Annotated in this window: 17 protein-coding genes; 7 read left to right on the top strand and 10 right to left on the bottom strand. The window is 58.3% G+C overall.

Annotated features, from left to right (window positions below; translation table 11 throughout):
- The 6 genes from M0974_RS15555 to M0974_RS15530 all read left to right on the top strand — a co-directional run.
- Nucleotides 1-345 (top strand): biopolymer transporter ExbD (locus M0974_RS15555; protein WP_297838393.1); only part of this gene is annotated, 345 nt, incomplete at its 5' end.
- Nucleotides 346-545: 200 nt separating this feature from the next.
- Entirely contained in the window at nt 546-3,305 is a 2,760-nt protein-coding gene (locus M0974_RS15550; RefSeq protein ID WP_297838390.1) for a TonB-dependent receptor, read from the top strand.
- Nucleotides 3,306-3,467: 162 nt separating this feature from the next.
- Nucleotides 3,468-5,330 carry an extracellular solute-binding protein gene (locus tag M0974_RS15545; RefSeq protein ID WP_297838396.1) on the top strand — a complete coding sequence of 621 codons (1,863 nt, stop codon included), beginning with the start codon at nt 3,468-3,470 and terminating at the stop codon, nt 5,328-5,330.
- Between the two features lies 1 nt (nt 5,331).
- Nucleotides 5,332-6,399: a microcin C ABC transporter permease YejB gene (locus M0974_RS15540; RefSeq protein ID WP_297838387.1), complete on the top strand. Its 1,068-nt coding sequence runs from the start codon at nt 5,332-5,334 to the stop codon at nt 6,397-6,399.
- Nucleotides 6,399-7,421 carry an ABC transporter permease gene (locus tag M0974_RS15535; protein WP_297838384.1) on the top strand — a complete coding sequence of 341 codons (1,023 nt, stop codon included), beginning with the start codon at nt 6,399-6,401 and terminating at the stop codon, nt 7,419-7,421. Before M0974_RS15540 ends, M0974_RS15535 begins: the two co-directional genes overlap by 1 nt.
- Before the next feature lies 1 nt (nt 7,422).
- A complete protein-coding gene (locus M0974_RS15530) occupies nt 7,423-9,039 on the top strand; it encodes an ABC transporter ATP-binding protein (protein WP_297838381.1) in 1,617 nt (538 codons plus the stop codon).
- Nucleotides 9,040-9,259: 220 nt separating this feature from the next.
- On the opposite strand, the gene metC is transcribed toward M0974_RS15530, so the two are convergent.
- From metC to M0974_RS15480, 10 genes are all read right to left on the bottom strand, one after another.
- Nucleotides 9,260-12,022, bottom strand: coding sequence for a cystathionine beta-lyase (metC, locus tag M0974_RS15525; protein ID WP_297838378.1), 2,763 nt, complete (start codon nt 12,020-12,022; stop codon nt 9,260-9,262).
- A gap of 198 nt (nt 12,023-12,220) precedes the next feature.
- Complete coding sequence (locus M0974_RS15520) at nt 12,221-12,877, bottom strand: glutathione S-transferase N-terminal domain-containing protein (protein WP_297838375.1); 657 nt, start codon at nt 12,875-12,877, stop codon at nt 12,221-12,223.
- Nucleotides 12,874-13,470 carry a cysteine dioxygenase gene (locus M0974_RS15515; RefSeq protein WP_297838372.1) on the bottom strand — a complete coding sequence of 199 codons (597 nt, stop codon included), beginning with the start codon at nt 13,468-13,470 and terminating at the stop codon, nt 12,874-12,876. Before M0974_RS15515 ends, M0974_RS15520 begins: the two co-directional genes overlap by 4 nt.
- Nucleotides 13,471-13,506: 36 nt before the next feature.
- Complete coding sequence (locus M0974_RS15510) at nt 13,507-14,346, bottom strand: amino acid ABC transporter ATP-binding protein (RefSeq protein WP_297838369.1); 840 nt, start codon at nt 14,344-14,346, stop codon at nt 13,507-13,509.
- The gene (locus M0974_RS15505) at nt 14,333-15,130 is read right to left on the bottom strand and encodes an amino acid ABC transporter permease (RefSeq protein WP_297838366.1); all 798 of its coding nucleotides are present in this window, start codon (nt 15,128-15,130) and stop codon (nt 14,333-14,335) included. The genes M0974_RS15510 and M0974_RS15505 overlap by 14 nt, the downstream gene beginning before the upstream one ends.
- Nucleotides 15,120-15,854 carry an amino acid ABC transporter permease gene (locus M0974_RS15500; RefSeq protein ID WP_297838362.1) on the bottom strand — a complete coding sequence of 245 codons (735 nt, stop codon included), beginning with the start codon at nt 15,852-15,854 and terminating at the stop codon, nt 15,120-15,122. The genes M0974_RS15505 and M0974_RS15500 overlap by 11 nt, the downstream gene beginning before the upstream one ends.
- Entirely contained in the window at nt 15,851-17,068 is a 1,218-nt protein-coding gene (locus M0974_RS15495; protein WP_297838359.1) for an aminotransferase class I/II-fold pyridoxal phosphate-dependent enzyme, read from the bottom strand. The genes M0974_RS15500 and M0974_RS15495 overlap by 4 nt, the downstream gene beginning before the upstream one ends.
- The gene (locus tag M0974_RS15490) at nt 17,068-18,501 is read right to left on the bottom strand and encodes an FAD-binding oxidoreductase (protein ID WP_297838357.1); all 1,434 of its coding nucleotides are present in this window, start codon (nt 18,499-18,501) and stop codon (nt 17,068-17,070) included. The genes M0974_RS15495 and M0974_RS15490 overlap by 1 nt, the downstream gene beginning before the upstream one ends.
- Complete coding sequence (locus M0974_RS15485) at nt 18,498-19,334, bottom strand: transporter substrate-binding domain-containing protein (RefSeq protein WP_297838354.1); 837 nt, start codon at nt 19,332-19,334, stop codon at nt 18,498-18,500. The genes M0974_RS15490 and M0974_RS15485 overlap by 4 nt, the downstream gene beginning before the upstream one ends.
- A 60-nt stretch (nt 19,335-19,394) precedes the next feature.
- On the bottom strand, nt 19,395-20,237 hold the full coding sequence (locus M0974_RS15480; RefSeq protein ID WP_297838351.1) for a transporter substrate-binding domain-containing protein: 843 nt from the start codon (nt 20,235-20,237) through the stop codon (nt 19,395-19,397).
- A gap of 251 nt (nt 20,238-20,488) precedes the next feature.
- Here M0974_RS15480 and M0974_RS15475 point away from each other — a divergent pair, with 251 nt between their 5' ends.
- Nucleotides 20,489-21,361: a LysR substrate-binding domain-containing protein gene (locus M0974_RS15475; protein WP_297838349.1), complete on the top strand. Its 873-nt coding sequence runs from the start codon at nt 20,489-20,491 to the stop codon at nt 21,359-21,361.
- The last annotated feature ends 53 nt before the right edge of the window (nt 21,362-21,414 follow it).

Genomic DNA, 21,414 nt, shown 5'->3' with positions numbered 1-21,414 from the left:
CTGGTGGACGTGATGCTGGTGCTGCTGGTGGTGTTCATCGTGTGCGCGCCCCTAATGACCAATGCCATCAAGGTCAACTTGCCAAAAACCGATGCTGTCGCAGCGGCCGAGAAGAAGGACCCAGTGGTGGTCAGCGTCGACAAGGACGGCAAATTCTTCCTCGCGAAAAGCGAGGTTGCCCCGGAGCTTCTGGAAAAAAGCCTGCAAGAGGTCAAGGCCAAAGACCCGGAAGTACGCGTCCAGCTACAAGCCGATACCAGCGTCAATTACGGCGCGGTAGCCAAGGCCATGGCGTCGATTGAACGCTCCGGCATCACCAAGATTTCCGTAATGACTTCGCGATGAAGTCGGTGTTTTCCGAGGGGAGCGCGTAAAGCACCGAACACTAACTCCCGTCGTAACTGGCCGTCCATGGGCCCACAGGCCTGTGGTGGGGAGCGGCTTGCTTCAAGAAAGTGGTTTCTTCCGGGGTCGGCACAACCCATCCGGAGCAACGAAGGCTCAAAAGGCCATTTCACTAACGTCTAAAAAAGTCGGAATTCACCATGCTGATGAAGTTTCCCGGTTTTACCCTCAAACCCCTGGCCGCCAGTATGCGACGGCATCGGTTTGTTCCTTTGTATGCGGTTGCCTTGGGCATGTCTGCGGGCCACGTCCAGGCTGCCGACAGCACCCAAGACGCTGCGACACCGGCATCCAGCCTGCAACCGGTTGATGGGACCGGCGCGGCGGTTGCACCGGTGACGACACAACTGAAACGGGTTGAAGTGACCGGTTCGTCTATTCGACGCGCCGATGCCGAAACAGCAGTTCCGATCACCGTCCTTAAGGCCGATGATTTGCGTAAACAGGGTGTGACCACCACCGAAGAAATCCTCACGCGGATCGTTGGCAGCCAGTCAACCAGTAACTCTGCGGGTTCCGTTGGTGCGGCAACAGGCGGCGCCAGTTTTGCCAACCTGCGCGGTATTGGCGAGAACAAGACCCTGGTCTTGCTCAACGGCCGACGTCTGGCCAACAACGCGGTCTCGGGCACCCTCTCCAACGGCGGCGGTGTTGACCTCAATATGATCCCGTTTGCCGCGATCGAACGCGTAGAAATATTGCGCGACGGTGCCTCGGCTATCTACGGTACCGACGCCATTGGCGGCGTGATCAACTTCATCACCAAAAAGACCCTCACCGACGGCCAAATAACCTTCGGCAGCGAAACCCCGACCCACAAAGGCGGCGGTGAAACCAAAGACATGAGCGCCAGTTGGGGCTATGGCGACCTGGATCAAGATCGCTTTAACGTGATGGGCGTCTTTAACTACAACCAGCAGCAAAGCCTTGACGCTAACGACCGCTCGTTTACCAACGACTTCAATCCCGGCCGGGGCGTGAACTCCACCTCACCTACTGCGTACCCCGGCAACTATTACCAAGGTAACAGCGCTACCGCTAACCCGGCGTCCGCGAACGGCTGCAACAGCGCGAACCTGCACCAGGATCCTAATTCTGCGGCCTGTCGCTTCAGCACGCGCAATTACATCAACCTGGTCCCAGAAACCGAAAAGACCTCGTTCTTCGGCAAAGCCACAGGAAAACTGGCGGAGGACCATAACGTCAGCCTCGAGTATCTATGGGCACGCAACATTAACGCCACGACCATTGGCCCTCAGCCGTTAACCGGCCAATCAGTGAGCCCTACCTCCCCGTACTACCCAGGCAACGGCATCACCCCACTGCCGACCAGTTTCACCTTGGACCCGACTAAACCGGTTACCACGGGCTGGCGTGAAGTCGCAGCAGGTCCTCGCGAGTCGGAAGACCAGAACACCAGCCAACGAATCATCCTTGATTTCAATGGTTTGGTGGGCAATTGGGACTACGACATTGGCGCGTCTTACAACCAGAACCGGGTTGTATCGAGCGTCACCGGTGGCTACGCCAGTGACTCGGCGTTGACCGCTGGCCTCGCCGACGGCACGCTCAACCCGTTCGGCGACCAGTCCGCCGCCGGCCAGCAATTGATCAACAACGCTACCTACCACCAGGATTACTCGACCTCTGTCGGTCGGGTGTATGGCCTGGACGGTAAAATCAGCCGCGAAATCGGCGATTGGTTCGGTGCAGGTCCTACCGGGATTGCCATCGGCGGTGAGTACCGCAAAGAGTTGTTCCACGAAGACATCGCTGCATTTGCCGGCGACCTCGACAGCCTTGGTCTTGACCCGGCAGGCTCTGTTTCGGGTGATCGAAGCATCAAAGCCGAGTTTGCCGAAATCAACGTGCCGGTCCTGAAAAGCCTGGAACTGAGCGCCGCAGTACGCCACGACAAATACAGCGACTTTGGTAGCACGACTAACCCGAAATACTCGTTCCGCTTCCAGCCGTTCAAACAACTGGTAACCCGCGGCGCGTACAGCGAAGGCTTCCGTGCGCCAACGTTGTATGAGTTGTATGCACCACAATCCATCAGCTATACCGTCTCCCCATACAACGACCCACGACTGTGCCCCGGCGGTGTAGTGGCGGCGGGCGGCCAGGCTGGCCGGGACTGTAATATCCAGTTCCATAACCAAACCGGTGGCAACACAAACCTCTCACCGGAAACAGCGCGCAATGTGACGCTGGGCTTCGTCTACCAGCCGATGAATAACCTGTCCATGGGGCTTGATTGGTACTGGATTAAAATCCAGAACCAAATCCAGTTGTTCCCGGAAGCCCAGGTAATTGATAACCCAGACCTTTACGCTGACCGTATCGTCCGTGGCGCAGATGGCTCAATCACCAACATCGTCACCGGCCTTGCCAACCTGGGTAACGTCAAAACCAGCGGTATCGACGCGACAATGGCCTATCAATTCCCGAACACTCCGTTCGGTCAGTTCGGACTTGATCTGGCAGGTACTTACGTCACCCGTTATGACTTCCAAAGCACCATCAAAGGCCCGTACACCGACAAGGTTGGCGACTATCAAAGCGCTGGCGGCGGCGGTGAAATTGCGCGCTGGAAACACGTACTGACCGGCAGTTGGCACTTGGGCAACATGCGTGCATCGTTGGATAACCGTTTCACCACCAGCTACAACGATTCCGATGTCGACACCCATCAACGCGTAGCGTCTTACTCGGTTTGGGACATGTCTGCCGGCTACACCTTCAACAAAGTATTGGATGTGGACCTAGGGATGAAAAACATCTTCGACCGCGACCCGCCGTTCACCAACCAGTCGGACACGTTCCAAAGCGGCTATGACCCACGTTATTCCGATCCATTGGGCCGCACGATGTACGCGCGGACCACGTACCACTTCTGATTCAGGTTGGGGATAGCAAGACTCCGGCTTCCCCGATAACACTGCGACTTCGCACCCCCACGGCAGCATGCTCAACTGCCGTGGGGATTTTTGCAGCAGCAACAAGCGATCGATGGATCTGCAAGTGATACGAGGAAACACCTGATCATGCCCCTATTCAACATGCGCGCTCTGGCCCACTCAGCGGCCGGTGCAGCGCTTATCTGCGTGTGTTGCCTGTCGCACGCCGCAGGCAGTTACGCCATGACGGTCTATGGCGAAGCCCCCAAGTACCCCGCTGACTTTCAGCACTTCGATTACGTAAACCCACTCGCCCCGAAAGGCGGCTCGCTAAGCCGTTCATCCATGGAAATTGGCGCGTTCAACTATGTGATGCCAGAAGTCGACAGCGGCACTGGCGTTGCTCAAGTTGATTATTGGGTTTATTCGCCACTGGCGTTTCGTTCGATGGATGAGCCCGACACCGTCTACGGACTGGTCGCTGAACAAATGGAACGCGACCCCGATGGCCTGTGGGTAAGTTTTACCTTGAATCCCAAAGCACGCTTTGCGGATGGCGTGCCGATTACCGCAGAAGACGTGCGCTACACCTACGAGCAGTTGATGACCAAAGCCAGCCTGAGCTATCGGCAGCTGTATGCGGACGTCAAAGACGTGGTGGTGGAAGGCCCATTGCAAGTGCGCTTCAACTTCAAAAACAACCTTAACCGCACCCTACCTCTTGACCTCGCGTCGATGCGTGTCTTGCCGGAGCACTGGTGGAAAACCCGGGATCTGACCAAGGGCGGCGGTTTTGAAGCGCCGCTGGGCAGCGGCCCTTATAAAGTGTCGAAGGTCGACGCTGGACGCAGCATTTCTTTTGAACGCGACAAAGACTGGTGGGGCAAAGACCTGCCGGTCAGCCGTGGTCTGTATAACTTCGATACCTTGACCGTGAATTTCTACGGTGACATCGAGGTAGCCAGACAGCTGATTCAGGCCAGCGCCTTCGACTACAACCGCGAGTTTTCATCCTCGGGCTACGTGGTTGGTTACGACAGCCCGGCCTTGAAGGATGGCCGACTGCAAAAAGACATTCTGGCACCGAACAAACCGACCGCCGCCCAAGGCTTCATCTTCAACTTGCAAAACCCGATTTTTCAAGACCGCCGCGTCCGCGAAGCGCTGTCGATGCTCTGGGATTTTGAATGGATCAACAAGAAGATCATGCGCAGCTTCTATGTGCGCCAAGACAGCTACTTCCCGAAAAGCGAAATGGCTGCCACTGAACTGCCGGATGCCCGCGAGCTGGAAATCCTCAACCCGCTGCGCGGACAAGTGCCTGACGAAGTCTTCACCACCGTATACCACGCACCGAAAACCAACGGCAGTGGCTACATCCGTGACAAGCAACTGCAGGCCTTGAAGCTGTTGAAAGCCGCCGGCTGGACCGCGAAAAATGATCGTTTGGTCAACGCCCAAGGCCAACCGATGGAGTTCACCTTCCTCGACGGCCAAGGCGGCTTTGACCGGCTGATGCTGCCCTTCAAACGCACCTTAGCGCAGATCGGTATCACCCTCGATTTGCGTCGCATCGATTCAGCCCAATACGTCACCCGCCTCAACGCCCGAGACTACGACATGATCGTCGCGCAGTTCCCGCACAACGCCGACCCGTTGCTGTCGCCCGGCCGAGAACTGTACAGCCTCTATGGCTCGCAAAGCGCAATGGAAGTTGGCAGCTCCAACGCCATGGCCCTGCGCGACCCGGCCGTTGACCAGATCATCGACGGTCTGGTCAAGGCCAACACCCGGGATGCCATGGTGCACTACGCCCGTGCGCTGGACCGGGTGCTGCAGTGGAATTACTACACGATTCCCAACTACTACTCCCAAGGCACGCCCACCGTGTACACCAACCGTTTCGGCATACCGAAAGTCACGCCCACCTACAACGAAGCCCTGGAAAGTTGGTGGGAGGTGAGCAAGAAACCACTGACCACCGTGCAAATGAGTGAGTTGCTCAAGACACAGGAGGCACACTGAAATGCTGCGTTATATCGCGCGACGACTGCTGCTCATTCTTCCCACCTTGTTGTGCATTTTGGTGGTCAATTTCGTTATTGTTCAGGCAGCACCGGGCGGCCCGGTAGAGCAGGCGATTGCTCGCTTGCAAGGCTTCGGTCCGCAGGGGGCGGGTGGCGGAGGCGGCGAAGTGGCCGGCGTGGGCGGTGCCGGACGCAGCAGCCGTGGCCTGGACCCAGCGCTCGTCGAAGAGATCAAGCACCACTACGGCTTCGATAAACCCATGCATGAACGCCTGTGGCTGATGCTGAAGAACTACGCGCACCTGGATTTTGGCGACAGTTTCTTTCGCGGCGCCAAAGTCACTGACTTGATCCTGCAAAAGCTGCCGACGTCGATCTCTCTTGGACTCTGGGCCACGTTAATCACCTACTTGGTGTCGATCCCTCTGGGAATTCGCAAAGCGGTGCGAAACGGCAGCGCGTTCGACGTATGGAGCAGCGCGGCGATTATCGTCGGCTACGCCATGCCGGCGTTTCTGTTCGCGATCATGCTGATCGTAGTATTTGCCGGCGGCAGTTACGTCAGTTGGTTCCCGGTGCAGGGATTGGTCTCCGAAGACTTCGACAGCCTGAGCACCTTCGGCAAGATCGGCGACTACCTCTGGCACCTGATATTGCCCGTCAGCGCACTGGTTATCGGTGGCTTCGCGACGTTAACCATCCTCACCAAAAACAGCTTTCTCAACGAGATCAGCCGGCAGTACGTAGTCACTGCACGGGCCAAGGGTTTGACTGAACGAGGCGTTCTTTATGGTCACGTGTTTCGTAACGCCATGCTGTTGGTCATCGCCGGTATTCCTCAAGCGTTCATCGAAGTGTTCTTCGCCGGTTCGCTGCTGATTGAAACCATTTTCAACCTCGATGGCCTGGGCCGCATGAGCTACGAAGCAGCGGTTTCCCGGGACTATCCCGTGGTGTTCGGCGCGCTGTTCCTGTTCACCTTGTTTGGTCTGCTGGTCAAACTGATCGGTGACCTGTGCTACATGCTGATTGACCCGCGCATCGACTTTTCTGCGAGGACCGCTTGATGTTTAGCCTTTCTCCGCTGGGCAAACGCCGCATAGAACACTTCAAAGCCAACCGTCGGGGCATCTGGTCGCTGAGGATATTCATCGGGCTGTTCATCGTGTGCCTGTGTGGCGAACTAATCGCCAACGACAAGCCGTTGATCATCAGTTATGAAGGCCAGTGGTACTTCCCGATTGTCCAGCACTACACCGAAATCGACTTTGGCGGCGAGCTAGAGTTTTCGCCGGACTACTCCAGTGAGTACGTGCATGAACTGATCGAAGGCAAAGGCGGCTGGATGCTGTTTCCACCGGTGCCGTTCAGCTTTGACACGGTCAACTATGACCTCAGTGGGCCCGCGCCAAGCCCACCCTCAACCGTTAACTGGCTGGGCACCGATGACCAAGCCCGTGATGTGCTGGCGCGGGTGATTTTTGGTGCACGGGTTTCCATTCTGTTCGCATTGATCCTGACCGTGATCAGCGCCGTGGTGGGCATCAGTGCCGGCGCGATACAAGGTTATTACGGCGGCTGGATCGACCTGATTGGCCAGCGTGTGTTGGAGGTCTGGTCGGGGCTGCCGGTGCTGTACCTGCTGATCATTCTTTCCGGTTTCGTCGCCCCGAGTTTCTGGTGGTTGCTGGGCATCATGTCGCTGTTTTCATGGCTGGCGCTGGTGGACGTGGTCCGGGCTGAATTTTTGCGCGGGCGTAATCTGGAGTACGTGAAAGCCGCTCGGGCATTGGGTTTGACCGACGGCGAACTGATGCGTCGGCACATCCTACCGAACGCCATGACCTCTACCCTGACCTACTTGCCGTTCATTCTGACCGGCGCCATCGCGACCCTCACCGCTCTGGATTTTCTCGGCTTTGGCATGCCGGTCGGCAGTGCGTCGCTGGGTGAGTTGATCGGCGAGGCGAAAACCAACCTGCAAGCCCCGTGGTTGGCACTCACGGCCTTTTTTACCTTGGCCCTGATTCTGTCGCTGTTGGTTTTCATCGGCGAAGCGTGCCGTGACGCCTTTGATCCAAGGAATTGAGATGAACGACAACCTGATCGAAATACGTGGCCTGCGCGTCGCATTCGCTGGGCAAGAAGTGGTGCATGGACTTGACTTGGACATTCGCCGTGGTGAATGCCTGGCGCTGGTGGGCGAGTCTGGCTCGGGCAAATCTGTCACCGCGCACTCGATATTGCGCCTGCTACCGGGCCAACGTGTCAGCACTCAAGGCAGCATCCGTTATGACGGGCTCGACTTGGTCATGGCCAGCGACAAACAACTGCGTGGCCTGCGCGGTAACCGCATTGCGATGATCTTCCAGGAGCCGATGACCTCCCTCAACCCACTGCACACGGTTGAGCAGCAGATCAGTGAAGTGTTGGCGTTACACAAAGGCCTCAAAGGCAAAGCCGCTAGATCACGGACCTTGGAATTGCTGGAACTGGTGGGTATTCAACAACCGCAAAAGCGCCTTCGGGCCTACCCTCACCAGTTGTCCGGCGGCCAGCGGCAACGGGTGATGATTGCTATGGCTCTGGCTAATGAGCCGGAACTGTTGATCGCCGACGAACCCACCACTGCGCTGGACGTCACGGTGCAACAGAAGATTCTTGAACTGCTGCGCGACTTGCAGTCACGGCTTGGCATGTCGCTATTGTTGATCAGCCACGACCTCAACCTGGTGCGGCGGATCGCTCAGCGGGTGTGCGTGATGCGCGAGGGTGAAATCGTCGAGCAAGCGGACTGCGAAACGCTGTTCAATGCGCCGCAGCACCCGTACAGCCGTTTGTTGGTGGAGGCCGAACCCAGCGGCGAACCCGTGCCCAGCGAGTACGACTACAACCTGCTGACGGTGGATGACCTTAAGGTTTGGTTTCCGTTGCCAAAGCCGCTGTTCAGCGGCGCACGTGATTATATCAAGGCCGTGGATGGCGTGAGCCTGGAACTGCATCGCGGCAAGACTCTAGGCATCGTTGGTGAGTCCGGCTCAGGCAAGTCTACCCTCGGCCAGGCGATTTTACGGCTGGTGGATTCCGAGGGCAGTATCCGCTTTAGCGGCACGGAACTGAGCCTGCGTAATCAGCAACAAATGCGCCCGTTGCGCCGTCAGATGCAGGTAGTGTTTCAGGACCCGTTTGGCAGCTTGAGTCCGCGCATGTCGGTGGAGCAGATCATTGCCGAGGGCTTGCTGACCCATAACATCGGTACGCGTGAAGAGCGTGAAGCGGCGGTGATTCGGGTCCTTAAAGAAGTTGGACTCGACCCGGAAAGTCGCCATCGTTATCCCCATGAGTTTTCCGGTGGGCAACGGCAACGTATCTCCATTGCCCGCGCACTGGTACTGGAGCCAGCGCTGATTTTACTAGACGAACCGACCTCGGCATTGGATCGCACCGTACAAAAGCAGATCATCGCGCTGCTGCGTGACCTGCAAAAACGCCATGGGCTGACCTACCTGTTCATCAGCCATGATTTGGCAGTGGTGCAGGCCCTGGCCCATGACTTAATCGTGATCAAGGATGGCAAAGTGGTTGAACACGGTCCGTCGCAGCAAGTGTTTTCAGCGCCGCAGCATCCCTACACTCAGGAGCTGCTAAACGCCTCGGCGCTGCACAGTGAAAGGCCCGTTAAACCGCGTGAAGCCATTCGCGAATGAATTCGCACACAGGAGATCGTGGATTACCTGTGGGACCGAATTCATTCGGGAAGCGGGCAGCTCGGCGTATCAGATCCACCGCACGAATGTAGCACCGCGGTATACCTGACAAACCGCGCCGTCTGCTTCCCGAACAAGTTCGGTCCCACCGAATCTCAGCATGCCGCCGGATTTGGGCAATCCACAATGTGGAGTTCAGCTTGCCGACGAAAACGCTGGATCAGGTACTGCACGCCTCAAACCCGCGCTGCAAATCCTTGATCAACGCGCCGACGTCTTCCAGGCCGATGTGCAGCCTTAGCACTGGATTGAATGGCTGCCCTTGCCGGCTGTGTTGTTTGACGTCTGCTGCGGTGATCAGGCTTTCAAAGCCGCCCCATGATGCGCCGAGACCGAACAATTCCAGCGCGCCGATAAACAGCTCCAGTTGGTTAGGGTCGGAATCAGCCAGTTCGAAGGACAACAAACCATTGCTGCCGCTGAAGTCCCGCTGCCATAGCGCATGGCCGGGGTGTTCAGGTAGCGCGGGATGGAAGACCTGTCTGACCTGAGGATGATTTTGCAGCCAGTGCGCAACTTCCAGTGCCTGGCGTTCGTGCACTTCCAGCCTTGCCGCCAACGTACGCGCACCACGCAGCACCAGGTACGCGTCATCCGGACTCACGGTGTTGCCGAAGCTGTCGCTCATGCGCGACAACGCCGACCAGGCCGCTGCGCTGGTGCACACGCTGCCCATCACTACGTCGCTATGACCACATACGTATTTGGTCAGGGCCATGATCGAGATATCCGCGCCGAGTGTCAGCGGCCGGTACAAGTAACCCGAACCCCAGGTGTTATCCACCGCTAACAAAATCCCTCGGGATTTGCACAACGTAGCGATCGCTGGCAGGTCGCTCATCTCGTAGAGCAGCGAGCCGGGCACTTCGGTGTAGACCATCTTGGTGTTGGCCTGCAGCAACGCTTCCAGTCCAAAACCATCGGCGGCGAAGAAGCTCACCTGAATACCGAACGGGATCAGGAAGTTTTCAGCCAGATGCCGCACGGGGGTGTACACCGCATCGGTAATCAAGACGTGATCACCTGGCCGCAAATACGCGAGAAAGGTCTGCGCCACCGCCGCCAGTCCGGTGGAAAACAACCGTGTGCGATGGCCGCCTTCCAATTCAGTGATCAGGTCTTCCAAGGCAAACGCAGTGGGATTACCTCGCGCGCCATAGCTCAGCACTCGCTCATGGTCACGTCGGGCACGGGCGTCGCGCATTTGCTGGAGGTTGTCGAATAGCACCGTGCTCAAGCGCGTAACCGATACGTTGACCGCACGGCCGCCGGAGCCTTTGGCGGTGCGCGCAGCGTGAACCAGCCGTGTTCGCACGTGAGCGTGTTGCGCCTGAAGCTGAGCCTTTTTGCCCGGCAGCGGTGACAGGCTGCTCACTTCATTGGGGGTCATTTGCCCCAGCAAACCGGTTTCCCACGCCAGGTATTGGCGTGCGGCGTCCTTATTGCCCGAGTGGCGATCATGGGTGAAAAACAGAAAATCGATGCAGTGCTCACTTGCTGGATTTGCCGGGTTTTCCAGCACCGGCAAACCGGCCTGTTGCCAAGCGTTTAGTCCGCCCTCAAGCACGCGAAGTTGCCCACATTGCGCTTCGTTCAATTCTAAAGAGGCCCATGCAGCAACGGCCGGGTCATCAGCCAGCAACACTAATGGCCGTGACTCTTGAGCCGCAGCGGCGGCGAGAATTGATCGAATCGACCAGCGCGAACCCTCTATTTGAGCCTTACGGTAGGCCATGCTCGGGCGTAGATCAATGAGCGCTACGGTGCCGTCTTTTAGGGCGTCCGCCAACGATTGGACGTCGATGGTTGTCAGCGTTGGAGTCAGCGCAGCGACGGCCGGCGCTAACGCCAGGCCGCTGTTTACGCCGTCAGCCAACACGTAGGCGTCGTGCCCCAGCTGTTTTAGCCAACTGGCGACAATCGGTGCACGGATGCCGTCGGCGTCGACCACCACCACGCGGGCCTGACGCACCCCGATATACAAGTCGGTGGACTGAACCAGCTGCCCACCTGGGGTATGTTGCGCACCCGGCAAACTACCAGCAGCAAATTCTTCGGCGGTGCGCACGTCGCACAGGAACAAACTGCGCTGAAGATCGTCGGCCCACGCCTGCACCTGTGCCGCATCAACGGTCTTCACCCCAGCGCGGTCGGCCAGTTGCTGTGCATTGATGCGGTGTTCGGCCAACGCATCCGACGACACGCTGTCCGGGTAGCGCCGGGTGCTGCCGTGCTCAAGCGGCAAGTCAGCCAGAAACCAGCCCTGGGTGCCGTTTTCCAGCGCATAGATCGGATTTTTCAGCCCGAGGTTGATCAGGGTTTGCGCGCCGATAATGCTGCGGGTGCGCCCGGCGCAGTTGATGACAATCGGGGTTTTATCGTCTGGCACCAGATCATGTACGCGATAGCCCAGCTCGCCGTTGGGGCAGCAGATCGAACCGGGGATGGTCATTTTGCGGTATTCGTCGAACGGGCGGCCGTCGAGCAAGACCAGCGGTTTGCCATGGGCCTGCCAGTCGGCCAGCTCCTCAGCGCTGATGTGTGGGGTCGAGCTGGCCTCTTCGACCAGTTCACCAAAGGCTTTGGACGGCACGTGTACGCCTGCGAACAACTGCAAACCGGCCGCTGACCAACCCTCGGCGCCGCCTTCCAGGACATGCACGCGACTGTAGCCCAGCGCGTGTAAACGATCGAGCGCACGGGTTGCCAGCTCACCGCCATCCTGGTCGTATATCACCAGACGCACCGCGCGGTTGGGAGCGAGGCGATACGCCTCAAGCTCCAAGCGGCTATAGGGCAGGTTTACCCCATGGAACAGGTGTGCTTCGCCGTATTGGCCATGCTCACGCACATCGAACAGAGCAATTTCCTGCCCGTCGAATAGCCATTGCTGCAGTTGCCTCGGGGTGATGATGGAAGTCATGGCAGTTCCGCTAAGTTTGGTATTAAAAAATTCTGTGTGACCGAATTCATTCGGGAAACGAACGGCGCGGTTCGTCTGAAACACCGCGCCGCTGCCTTCGCGAACAAGTTCGCTCCCACTGGATTGCCCCTATCTGCAGGCCGGTAGCTGTTCCTGTGGGACCGAATTCATTCGGGAAGAGGCCCGTCTGACACCCCGCTATTGCAGCGCCAGAGACTTCTCATTCGCCGCGACTTCCCGTCCTTTGGCGTACGCACGCTGCACTGCCGGGCGGGCTTTTATACGTTCGCGCCAAGCGTTGATGTTCGGGTACACAGCCAAATCCTGGCCCTGACGCAAGGGCTGAATCCACGGAAAAATCGCCATATCAGCAATGGAATATTCCCCCGCCACATAAGCCACTTCACCCAACCGCCGCTCCAGCACGCCATACAATCGGGTTGCCTCGGCCTGCAGCAGGTCGAGGGCGAACGGAATAGGTTCCGGCGCTTTCTCTTTGAACAGCTGTAACTGGCTCAGGTACGGCGTCACGTGCCCGACTTGCCAAAATAGCCATTCCTGCACTCGCTGCCGCTCCACAGACGAGGCCGGAGGCAGGAAGCGTCCGGCTTTATCCGCCAGGTAATTCAGAATAGCGCCGGATTCGAACAGGCTCAGGGGCTCACTGAATGCGCTCGGTGCATGATCAACAATCGCCGGGATTCGTCCGTTGGCACTAATCCGCTGAAAGTCCGCGTGCTTCTGCTCGCCAGTGCGGATGTTGGTCGGCACGATGCGGTAATCCTGCTCCAGCTCTTCCAGCAGGATGCCGACTTTCAAGCCATTACCGGTTGGCCAGTAATAGAGATCAATCATGCGTAGGCCTTGATCGACGGGACCATTTGCGACGCGTTGTAGTTGAGCACCTTGCCGTCGGTATCGACCCCGTACCGACCATTAAGCGATTCCAGCGGCAAGCCGTACAAATGGAAGTGCAGCGTCGCTGTCTCGCCTTCAACTCGAATGCCGTGCAAGTCATCGCCCAGGAATGAAATTGAAGTGCCCGGCTGCACGATGACTTCTTTTTCCAGGTGCAGACGGGCGAGTTGCGGATCACTGCCGTCATCGCTGCGACCGTACACGTAATTGATTTCCTGGCCTTCTATCGCACTGATCACCGCCCAGGTTTCGTGGTTGTGGGCGATGGTGCTTTTGCCCGGCAGTAACGAGTTCAAATACAGCGTCGGCGTATCGCCGTCGTCGTTCAGGCGATAGCGAAAGGCACTGCTGCCCTGCCCCGGAGTCGGTGCCGGAAACGCCTCGAAATTGAACAGATCATGGCGTTCGGTCAGGGCTTCAAGCAGGGCGACAATTTCAACCAACGCGGCGCGGTCAACGCCACGCTGGTGGATCACACGGATATTCTTGAGGAAGTCTTCAATCACGTCGGCGCGCTGTGCGGTACTCATGGTAGTTGCTCCTTTCTGGCAGGCTGGAAATAGAGGTCAGACAGACAAACTGTAGCGGCTGATATTGCTTAACAAGTAAGGGTCGCCGGATGCAGTTGGACGGCGTCCGCTGTCGCCCAAGGCATGGCGTAGAAATTCTTGGGTGCGTTCGCTGGTGGGCCGCTGGAATATCTGCTCCGCGCTGCCGTGCTCAACGATCACACCGTTTTCAGTGAAGTACACGACGTCGCTGATTTCCTCAGCGAAGCGCATTTCATGGGTCACCAGCACGCAGGTCATGCCCTCCTCGGTCAGTTCACGAATCACCGTGAGCACTTCACCCACGGTTTCCGGGTCCAGCGCTGAGGTCACTTCATCGAACAAAATCAATTCGGGGCGCATCGCCAGGGCTCGGGCGATGGCCACTCGTTGCTGCTGACCGCCGGACAACTGCCCGGGATAAGCGTCAGCCTTGTGTTCCATGCGCACTTTGGCGAGCAAGGCCCTGGCTTGTTTTTCTGCTTCAGCGCGATCACGGCCCAGCACTTTTCGCGGCGCGACCACCAGGTTTTCCAGCACCGACAAGTGCGGGAACAGGTTGTATTGCTGGAAGACAAAACCGACGCGCTTGCGCAGCTCGATACGCTCGGCTTCGCGGGTCAATGTGTCCACTTGGGTATCACCAACCCGGATGCTGCCGCGCTGGGGCAGCAACAGGCCGGTGATGCAACGCAGAATGGTCGACTTGCCGGAACCGGACGGGCCAATGATCGACACTGCCTGACCGCGCTGCACGTCAAGGTCGATGCCTTTGAGCACCGGGTTGTTGGCGAATGACAAATGCACGTCGCGCAGGCTGACCAGTAGCGAATCGGAGCCGGTTTCAGTAGAAGGCATAACGTCGCTCCAGGCGCTGGGTCAATCGGGAGATCGGGTAGCAGTAGGCGAAAAACAGCGCCAATACGCTGAAGTAAATCAGCACAGTAAAGCCGGTACGATTGACGGTATTGCTGGCGATTTGTGCGGTGTCGATCAAGTCATGCACACCGACCAGCGACGCCAGCGCAGTGCCCATGGTGATCACCGCGTACAGGTTCATCCACGGCGGCAACATGCGTTTAAAGCACTGCGGCAAGATAATCGAACGAAAGATCTGCCCACGCGTGAATGCCAGTGACCGCGCGGCTTCCCATTGGGTGCTGGGAATCGAAGCAATCGCGCCGCGAAAGATCTCCGCGACATTAGCGCTGGCGGGCAACGCCAGGCCAACGGTAACTTTCAGCCAATCGGGAAATGGCAGATAAGCGTTGCCCACGTGTATCTCGAACGGAAACGCATAGGTAGTGAAGTAGATCAGTACCAGCCACGGCGCATTGCGGAACACCTGAACCCAAATGCGTGCGGGCAAGCGTGTGACCCACAGTGGCGACAAGGCCAATGCACCCACCAGCAGCCCCAACAGAGAGCCAATACCAATCGCCAACAGGCTGATCAAAATGTTTTGACCGAAACCCACAGCCAGCGCCGGCGACCATTCCACCAAGGCGGCAAACACTGGGCTGTTCGGCGCGCCAAACACCAGCCAGGCCACGGCAATGACTAACAATGACAGTTTGCCCACGTGCCGACGCGGCCAGGTCGCTGACGGTTTGTCGACGGCTACCGATGATTCAATGGCCATAGCCGGGCATCCTCAGGTGTGCTTCAAGAAAGCGTCCCACACAGTTGACGACGAAGCTCAGCAGGCCGAAAAACAGCAGAATCAAAATCATCAGTTCCAACACGTTATCGCTTTGGGTCCAGATCATGATCGCGGCGTAGGTGATATCCCCCACCGCAATCGCCGAGGCGATTGCGGTCATCTTCACCAGGTCGATCAGGTTGTTGATCAGCGACGGCAAGGCAAACCGCAGGGCCAGCGGCAGTTGCACATTCCACAACAACTGACGGCTGCTGAACGCCAACGAGGCGGCAGCCTCAAGTGTCACCGCAGGCACGGCTTCAATACCGGCGCGCAAAGCTTCGGCGTGGAACGCGCCCTTGTGTAAGGAAATCACGATGACCACCCAGGCAAACGGCGTCAGCGGGTTGGCTGCGCCGACTGCCTGAGTCAACAGCATGTTCAATACCAGGAACGCGCAATACAACTGCACCAGGGTGGGCGTGTTGCGCGTGACCTCGATAAACACCCGCGCCGGTTTCGCCAGATATGGGTTGCCGGAGGTCAACATGGCAGCCAACGTCACCCCCGCCAGCAAGCTGCCGACGATGGTACATGCGCAGAGCAAAATGCTGGTCAGTGCGCCATTGACCAACGAGCCGCGCTGATAGGCGTCCAGCAGAAAGCCGTAGTTCAAACCAAACCCGGCGGTCCAATGGACAAACAGCGCCAGCCAATCACTCATAGATCGGCCTCGAGCCGCAGGCGCCCGCAGGCATCAGCGATACGCCGACCGGCTTCGATGACGCTGCTGGTGGCGGTGGCAATCGACAGACGAAACCACGGTGACAGCCCGTAAGCACTGCCCGCAACGCCGGCAACGCCTTCGTCCAACAGATAAGCAACCACGTCCCCATCGTCGTTCAGGCGGCGACCGTCTTCACGGTAACGGCCCAACAATCCGCCGCAGCGCACGAACACAAAGAAACCACCTTGCGGCGTGAGCACGTCAAGGCCATCCACCAGACTCAATGCTGACACCAGCAGATCGCGCCGTTGCTGATAGGCCGCGACTTGCTCCGGCAGAAACGCCAGCCCGCCATCGAAAGCAGCCAAAGCTGCCGCTTGCCCCACCGATGAGGCGCCCGAGGTGGATTGCGACTGGACCACTGTCATCGCCGTAGTCAGACGTTCTGGACCGGCGCCGAAACCGATACGCCAACCGGTCATGGCGTAGGTTTTCGACACGCCACCCACCAACAGGCAGCGAGGCTGTAGATCAGGCGCAACGTTGAGCAAACTCAACGGGGAGCGATCATCGAAGCGAATGTGTTCGTACAGCTCATCCAGCAGGATCAGCACCTGCGGATGACGTCGCAGCACGTCGGCCAATGCCGTCAACTCGGCTTCGCTGTAGACCGCGCCGCTGGGATTGCCAGGGCCGTTGAGGATCAGCCAGCGTGTCCGTGAATTAATGTGTGATTCAAGCTGAGCAGGAAGCAGTTTGCAGCCCTGCTCCAGGCCGCATTCGATCAACACCGGCACGCCGCCATTGAAACGCACGCTGTCCGGAAACGATGGCCAATACGGCACCGGCACCAGGACTTCATCGCCGTCATCGAGGGTCGCGGCGAACGCATTGAAGATGATCTGTTTGGCACCGTTGGCAATCACTATCGAAGGCAGCGAATAGTCCAGACGGTTTTCGCGCTTGAGCTTGCGTTGCACCGCCTCGCGTAATGCCCGTACACCTGGCGTCGGCGTGTATTTGGTGGCACCAGCGGCAATGGCTGCGTAGGCCGCCTGTTTGATGTGGTCCGGGGTGTCGAAATCAGGCTCGCCGGTGGTCAGGTCCAGAATGTCCCGGCCGGCTTCACGCAACGCAGTGACGCCGGATTTGGCGGCGGCATTGGCGGACAGGGAAACGCGTTGCACACGTTGCGACAGACGCAGGCTCATTACAGGCTTCCTTTTACAGTTTGCTGCGATAAAACCTTGCCCGGGTTGAGCAGGCCGAGAGGGTCGAGTGCCTGCTTGATGCGCTGCATCAGGTCCAGCTCCACTGCACTTTTGTAGCGCGGCAGCATCGCCAGTTTGCGTTGCCCAATACCGTGCTCGGCGCTGATCGAGCCACTGTGGGCATGGGCGCTGTCGTGGACCAACAGGCTGAGTGCTTCGTAGTGGGCCATGTGCGCCGCGACGGTCGAGCCAATCGGATGCGCGACGTTGTAGTGCAGATTGCCGTCGCCCAAATGCCCGAAGGTGTAATGCCGCACTCCGGGAAAATGCGCCTGCAACAAGGCGTCGGTGTGTTCAACAAACTCAACCACTTTAGAAATCGGCACCGAAATGTCGTGTTTCATGTTGCGCCCGGCACGGGCCTGCGCCTCGCTCATGTTCTCGCGCAACTGCCACAGCGCTTCGCTCTGGGCGATGCTGTCGGCGATCAACGCATCGGCCAGCAGTTCGGCTTCGAATGCTGCACCGAGCACCGTTTCGAAAGATTCCCGAGCATGACTGTCGCTGTGATTATCCGACAGCTCCAACAGCGCGAACCACGGTTGGGTGGCGTGAATAAATGGTTGAGGACCATCGGGAAATTGCTCACGTAGCAGCGTCAGGCAATCGGCAGTGAGCAGCTCGAAGGCGGTCAGGCTGGCACCGAAACCGGCACGCGCATGGGAAAGAAATGCTACCGCTTGCGCCAGCGACTCGAACGCCAACAGCGCCGTGGCCTGGGCCTTGGGCAACGGGAACAGTTTCAACGTTGCGGCGGTAATAATGCCCAAGGTGCCTTCGCTGCCGATGAACAGGTCGCGCAGGTCGTAGCCGGTGTTGTCTTTGCGTAAACCGCGCAGGCCATTCCATATTTCGCCCTGAGCCGTCACCACTTCCAGGCCCAGCGTCAACTCGCGAGTATTGCCATAGCGCAACACTGCGGTGCCACCTGCGTTGGTCCCGAGATTTCCGCCTAGCGTGCAACTGCCTTCAGCACCCAGGCTCAACGGAAACAGCCGACCGGCGTTGCGCGCCACGTCCTGCACATTTTGCAGAATGCAGCCGGCTTCAACTGTCAGGGTGTCGTTGTCGGTATCGACCTCACGCACTCGGTTCAAGCGGTTAAGCAACAGTAAAACCGCGGTACCGCTGGCATCTGGAGTTGCCGCGCCCATCAGCCCGGTATTGCCGCCCTGCACGACTATGGGTGCGTTGTGGTGCACACAAAGTCGAACCACTGCGGCGACTTCTTGAGTATTGGCCGGGTGCACGGCGGCGACCACCGCGCCGACATAACGGCCTTGTTTATCGGTCAGGTAAGGTGCAGCTTCCTCGCCGGTTTGCACATGGCTGACGCCGAGTAATTGCTGAAGCCCTGCAAACAACTCACTCATCGGGTGGCCTCCAGAGGCGCGGCGTTGCGGTATTTTTCATGCAGGTCACGCAGCGCTTGAGACGGCGGCATGCCAGTGCGTTCGCCGAGTTCGATCAGCCAGCCACTGCGGTGCCAGTCGCGCACGATGGCGTCGAGTTTTGCTTGAATATCGTGCTCGCCCTTGCGCACCCAAATGACCGAATCCGAAGGAATCAGATCGCTTAGCGGGGTGTTGTAGTCAGCCCATTCTGCGTCGTTCAGCAGCGCATGCATGGTTGGGCTGACATGCACCGCCGCCACGCAGCCATTGCCGCGCAATGACAGCAGTGATTCCGACTGGCTTTTAAACGCTTTGATTTCTGCGCCATAGGTTTCTTGCAACGGCTTGATAAAGTTGCTGCCCTGGGACACGCACACTGGCTTACCTTTTAGGTCTTCCCAGCGGGTAATACCCGAGTTTTTGTTCATCAACGCCGCACCACCCACTTGCTCGTAAGGCGTTGGAACGTAGTCGAGAATCTGGCTGCGCTCTTCGGTGAACTGCATGTTGGCGACCAGGAGGTCGACCTTGCCTTGTTGCAAGAACTGCACGCGGTTGGGCGCCAGTACCGAGACCGTTTCTACGTCCACGCCCAGGCGTTGGGCGATGCCTTTGGCCAATTCAACGTTGTAACCCAAGTGCTCACGGGTCTTGGGGTCGATGGTGCCGAACGGCGGACCACTGAGGATCACGCCGATGCTGACTTTGTGCCGTTGCTGAATCTTGTCCAGCGTGGCATCGGCCTGGGCCAGCCCGGCACTCAGGGTCAGCAGCAACGCCAAAAGGGTTTTGCCGGAAAATAACGGATTCATGAATGACTACCTTGAGCGAACCTGGGGTCGTATAAGCGTGCGAAAAGTGATGGGGCAGGATTAAGCGCCGGCGCTTTGGAATTGCTTCTGCAATTCCAGTAGTGCCGGTGAGGCCGGGCTGATGTGGTTGCGTTGCTCGGCCTGAATCAGCCAGCCGCTGCGGTGCCACGCTTTGACGATGGTGTCGAGCCGCGCTTGGGTGTCGGTCTCGCCGCGGCGGGTCCAGATCACTGAAGGCGCCGGGTTCAGCTCCGGGGTAATGGCGCGATAGTTCGCCCATTCAGCACTGTCAGCCAACAGGGGGTTGATCAGTGTGGCGTCGTGCACCGCCGCGACGCAGTTGTTGCCGCGCAGGGCCAGTAACGATTCGGAGGAGCTTTTGAAGGCTTTGATATCAGCGCCCAATTCAGCCAGCGGCTTCACGTAACTGCTGCCCTGAGAGGTGCAAACCGGCTGGCCCTTAAGGTCTTCCCAGCGGCTGATTTTACTGTCTTTAGCCACGGCTGCGGTGCCGCCAACCCGGTAGAACGGGGTCGGCACAAAGCCCAGAATCTGCCCGCGCTCCGGGGTCCATTCCATGTTAGCGATCAGCAGATCGACTTTGCCCTGCTGCAAGAACTGCACGCGGTTGGCGGGCAGCACCGGAACCAATTCGACCTCGGCCGACAATTGCCGCCCAAGGTCGTTGGCCAAATCAACGTTCATCCCTTTTGGCGCTTGGGTGGACGGATCAATGGAGCCGAACGGGCCGCCCGACAGCACCACGCCAACCACCAGACGATGACGTTGCTGGATCTTGTCCAGTGTCGCATCGGCCTGGGCGACGCCTATGCCCGCAACCGTCAAAACGGCGCCGAGCATGACGGGTAACAAACGGCGAACGCGCGGGTGCTGGTACGGCATGAACTTCCCCTGAAGATGATCGGCGTTTCCCGATCTGATGGAGAGGCATGCTAGGGATAGCCATGGCATAACGGAAATTCAAATATCTAATATTGTTATAACTTTCTGGATTCGAGTGATACCCGAATAGGCTATATCGCCTGTTTTAGGGACTTTGCGGCCGGTCATAAAAAAACAACTTCACGAATACATAAAAATATGTAATGTATTAGTCATGCCTTTTGATATGAATTCAGCCTCGACGAGCCCTCATGTCCGACCTTTTGACCCTTGATCTTGAATTGCTGCGCACGTTTATTGCGGTGGTCGATCACCACAGCTTTGCCGAAGCCGGCGTGCATCTGGCGCGCACCCAATCATCAGTGACGCAACACATGCAGCGCTTGGAGCAGCAGGTGGGCGTGACGTTGTTTCGCAAGCAAGGTCGCCAAAAGCACCTCACTGAACCAGGCCTGCAATTGCTGCGGCATGCGCGGCAGATGCTTTCGCTGAACGACGAAGCCCTGAGTTCTCTGCGCGAAAGCAGCCTCAGCGGCGTGCTGCGCATCGGCTCGCCGCATGACATCGCCGACACGATTTTGCCGCCGATCCTCAGCCACATCGCCCGCTCTGCGCCGCGTTTGCGCCTGGAGATCGACGTCGGTCGCAGCCCGTTTCTGATGGAGGACTTGCACCGTGGCAAGGTGGACATGGTGATCTCTACCCGAGAAGACCCAAGCCTCGAAGGCTTCGCCTTGCGTACCTCGCCGGTGTGGTGGATTTGTTCGGCGCAGTACATTCATGTACCCAGCGAACCGCTGCCGCTGATTCTGGTGGATGAGCCGAGCATTTATCGGCGCTATGCGTTGGAGGCGCTGGAGCGCGCGAATATTCCGTGGCGTCAGGCGTATCTGGCGTCGAATCTGATTGGTATTAAGGCGGCGACCCGTGCGGGCCTTGGCGTCACTCCGCGCAGCATGGAAATGCTCGGCCCGGACATGCGCGTACTGGGTGAAAACGATGGCCTGCCGCGCTTGCCGGACGTCACGTACCATCTGTGGATTCGACCGAACACGGTTAACCCGCTGGCGCGCAAAGCCTACGATTTGATTCGCGGGAGCCAGGGGCTTAGAGGTGGGTTTTGAGGCAGTGTTTTATAAGGAAGACCGAGGCGCCCGCTTTCCCGAATGAATTCGGT

The sequence above is a fragment of the Pseudomonas sp. genome (assembly GCF_026224925.1).
Taxonomy (GTDB): domain Bacteria; phylum Pseudomonadota; class Gammaproteobacteria; order Pseudomonadales; family Pseudomonadaceae; genus Aquipseudomonas.
Note: the sequence above shows the minus strand (reverse complement) of the source record. Positions and strands in the feature narration are given on the sequence as shown.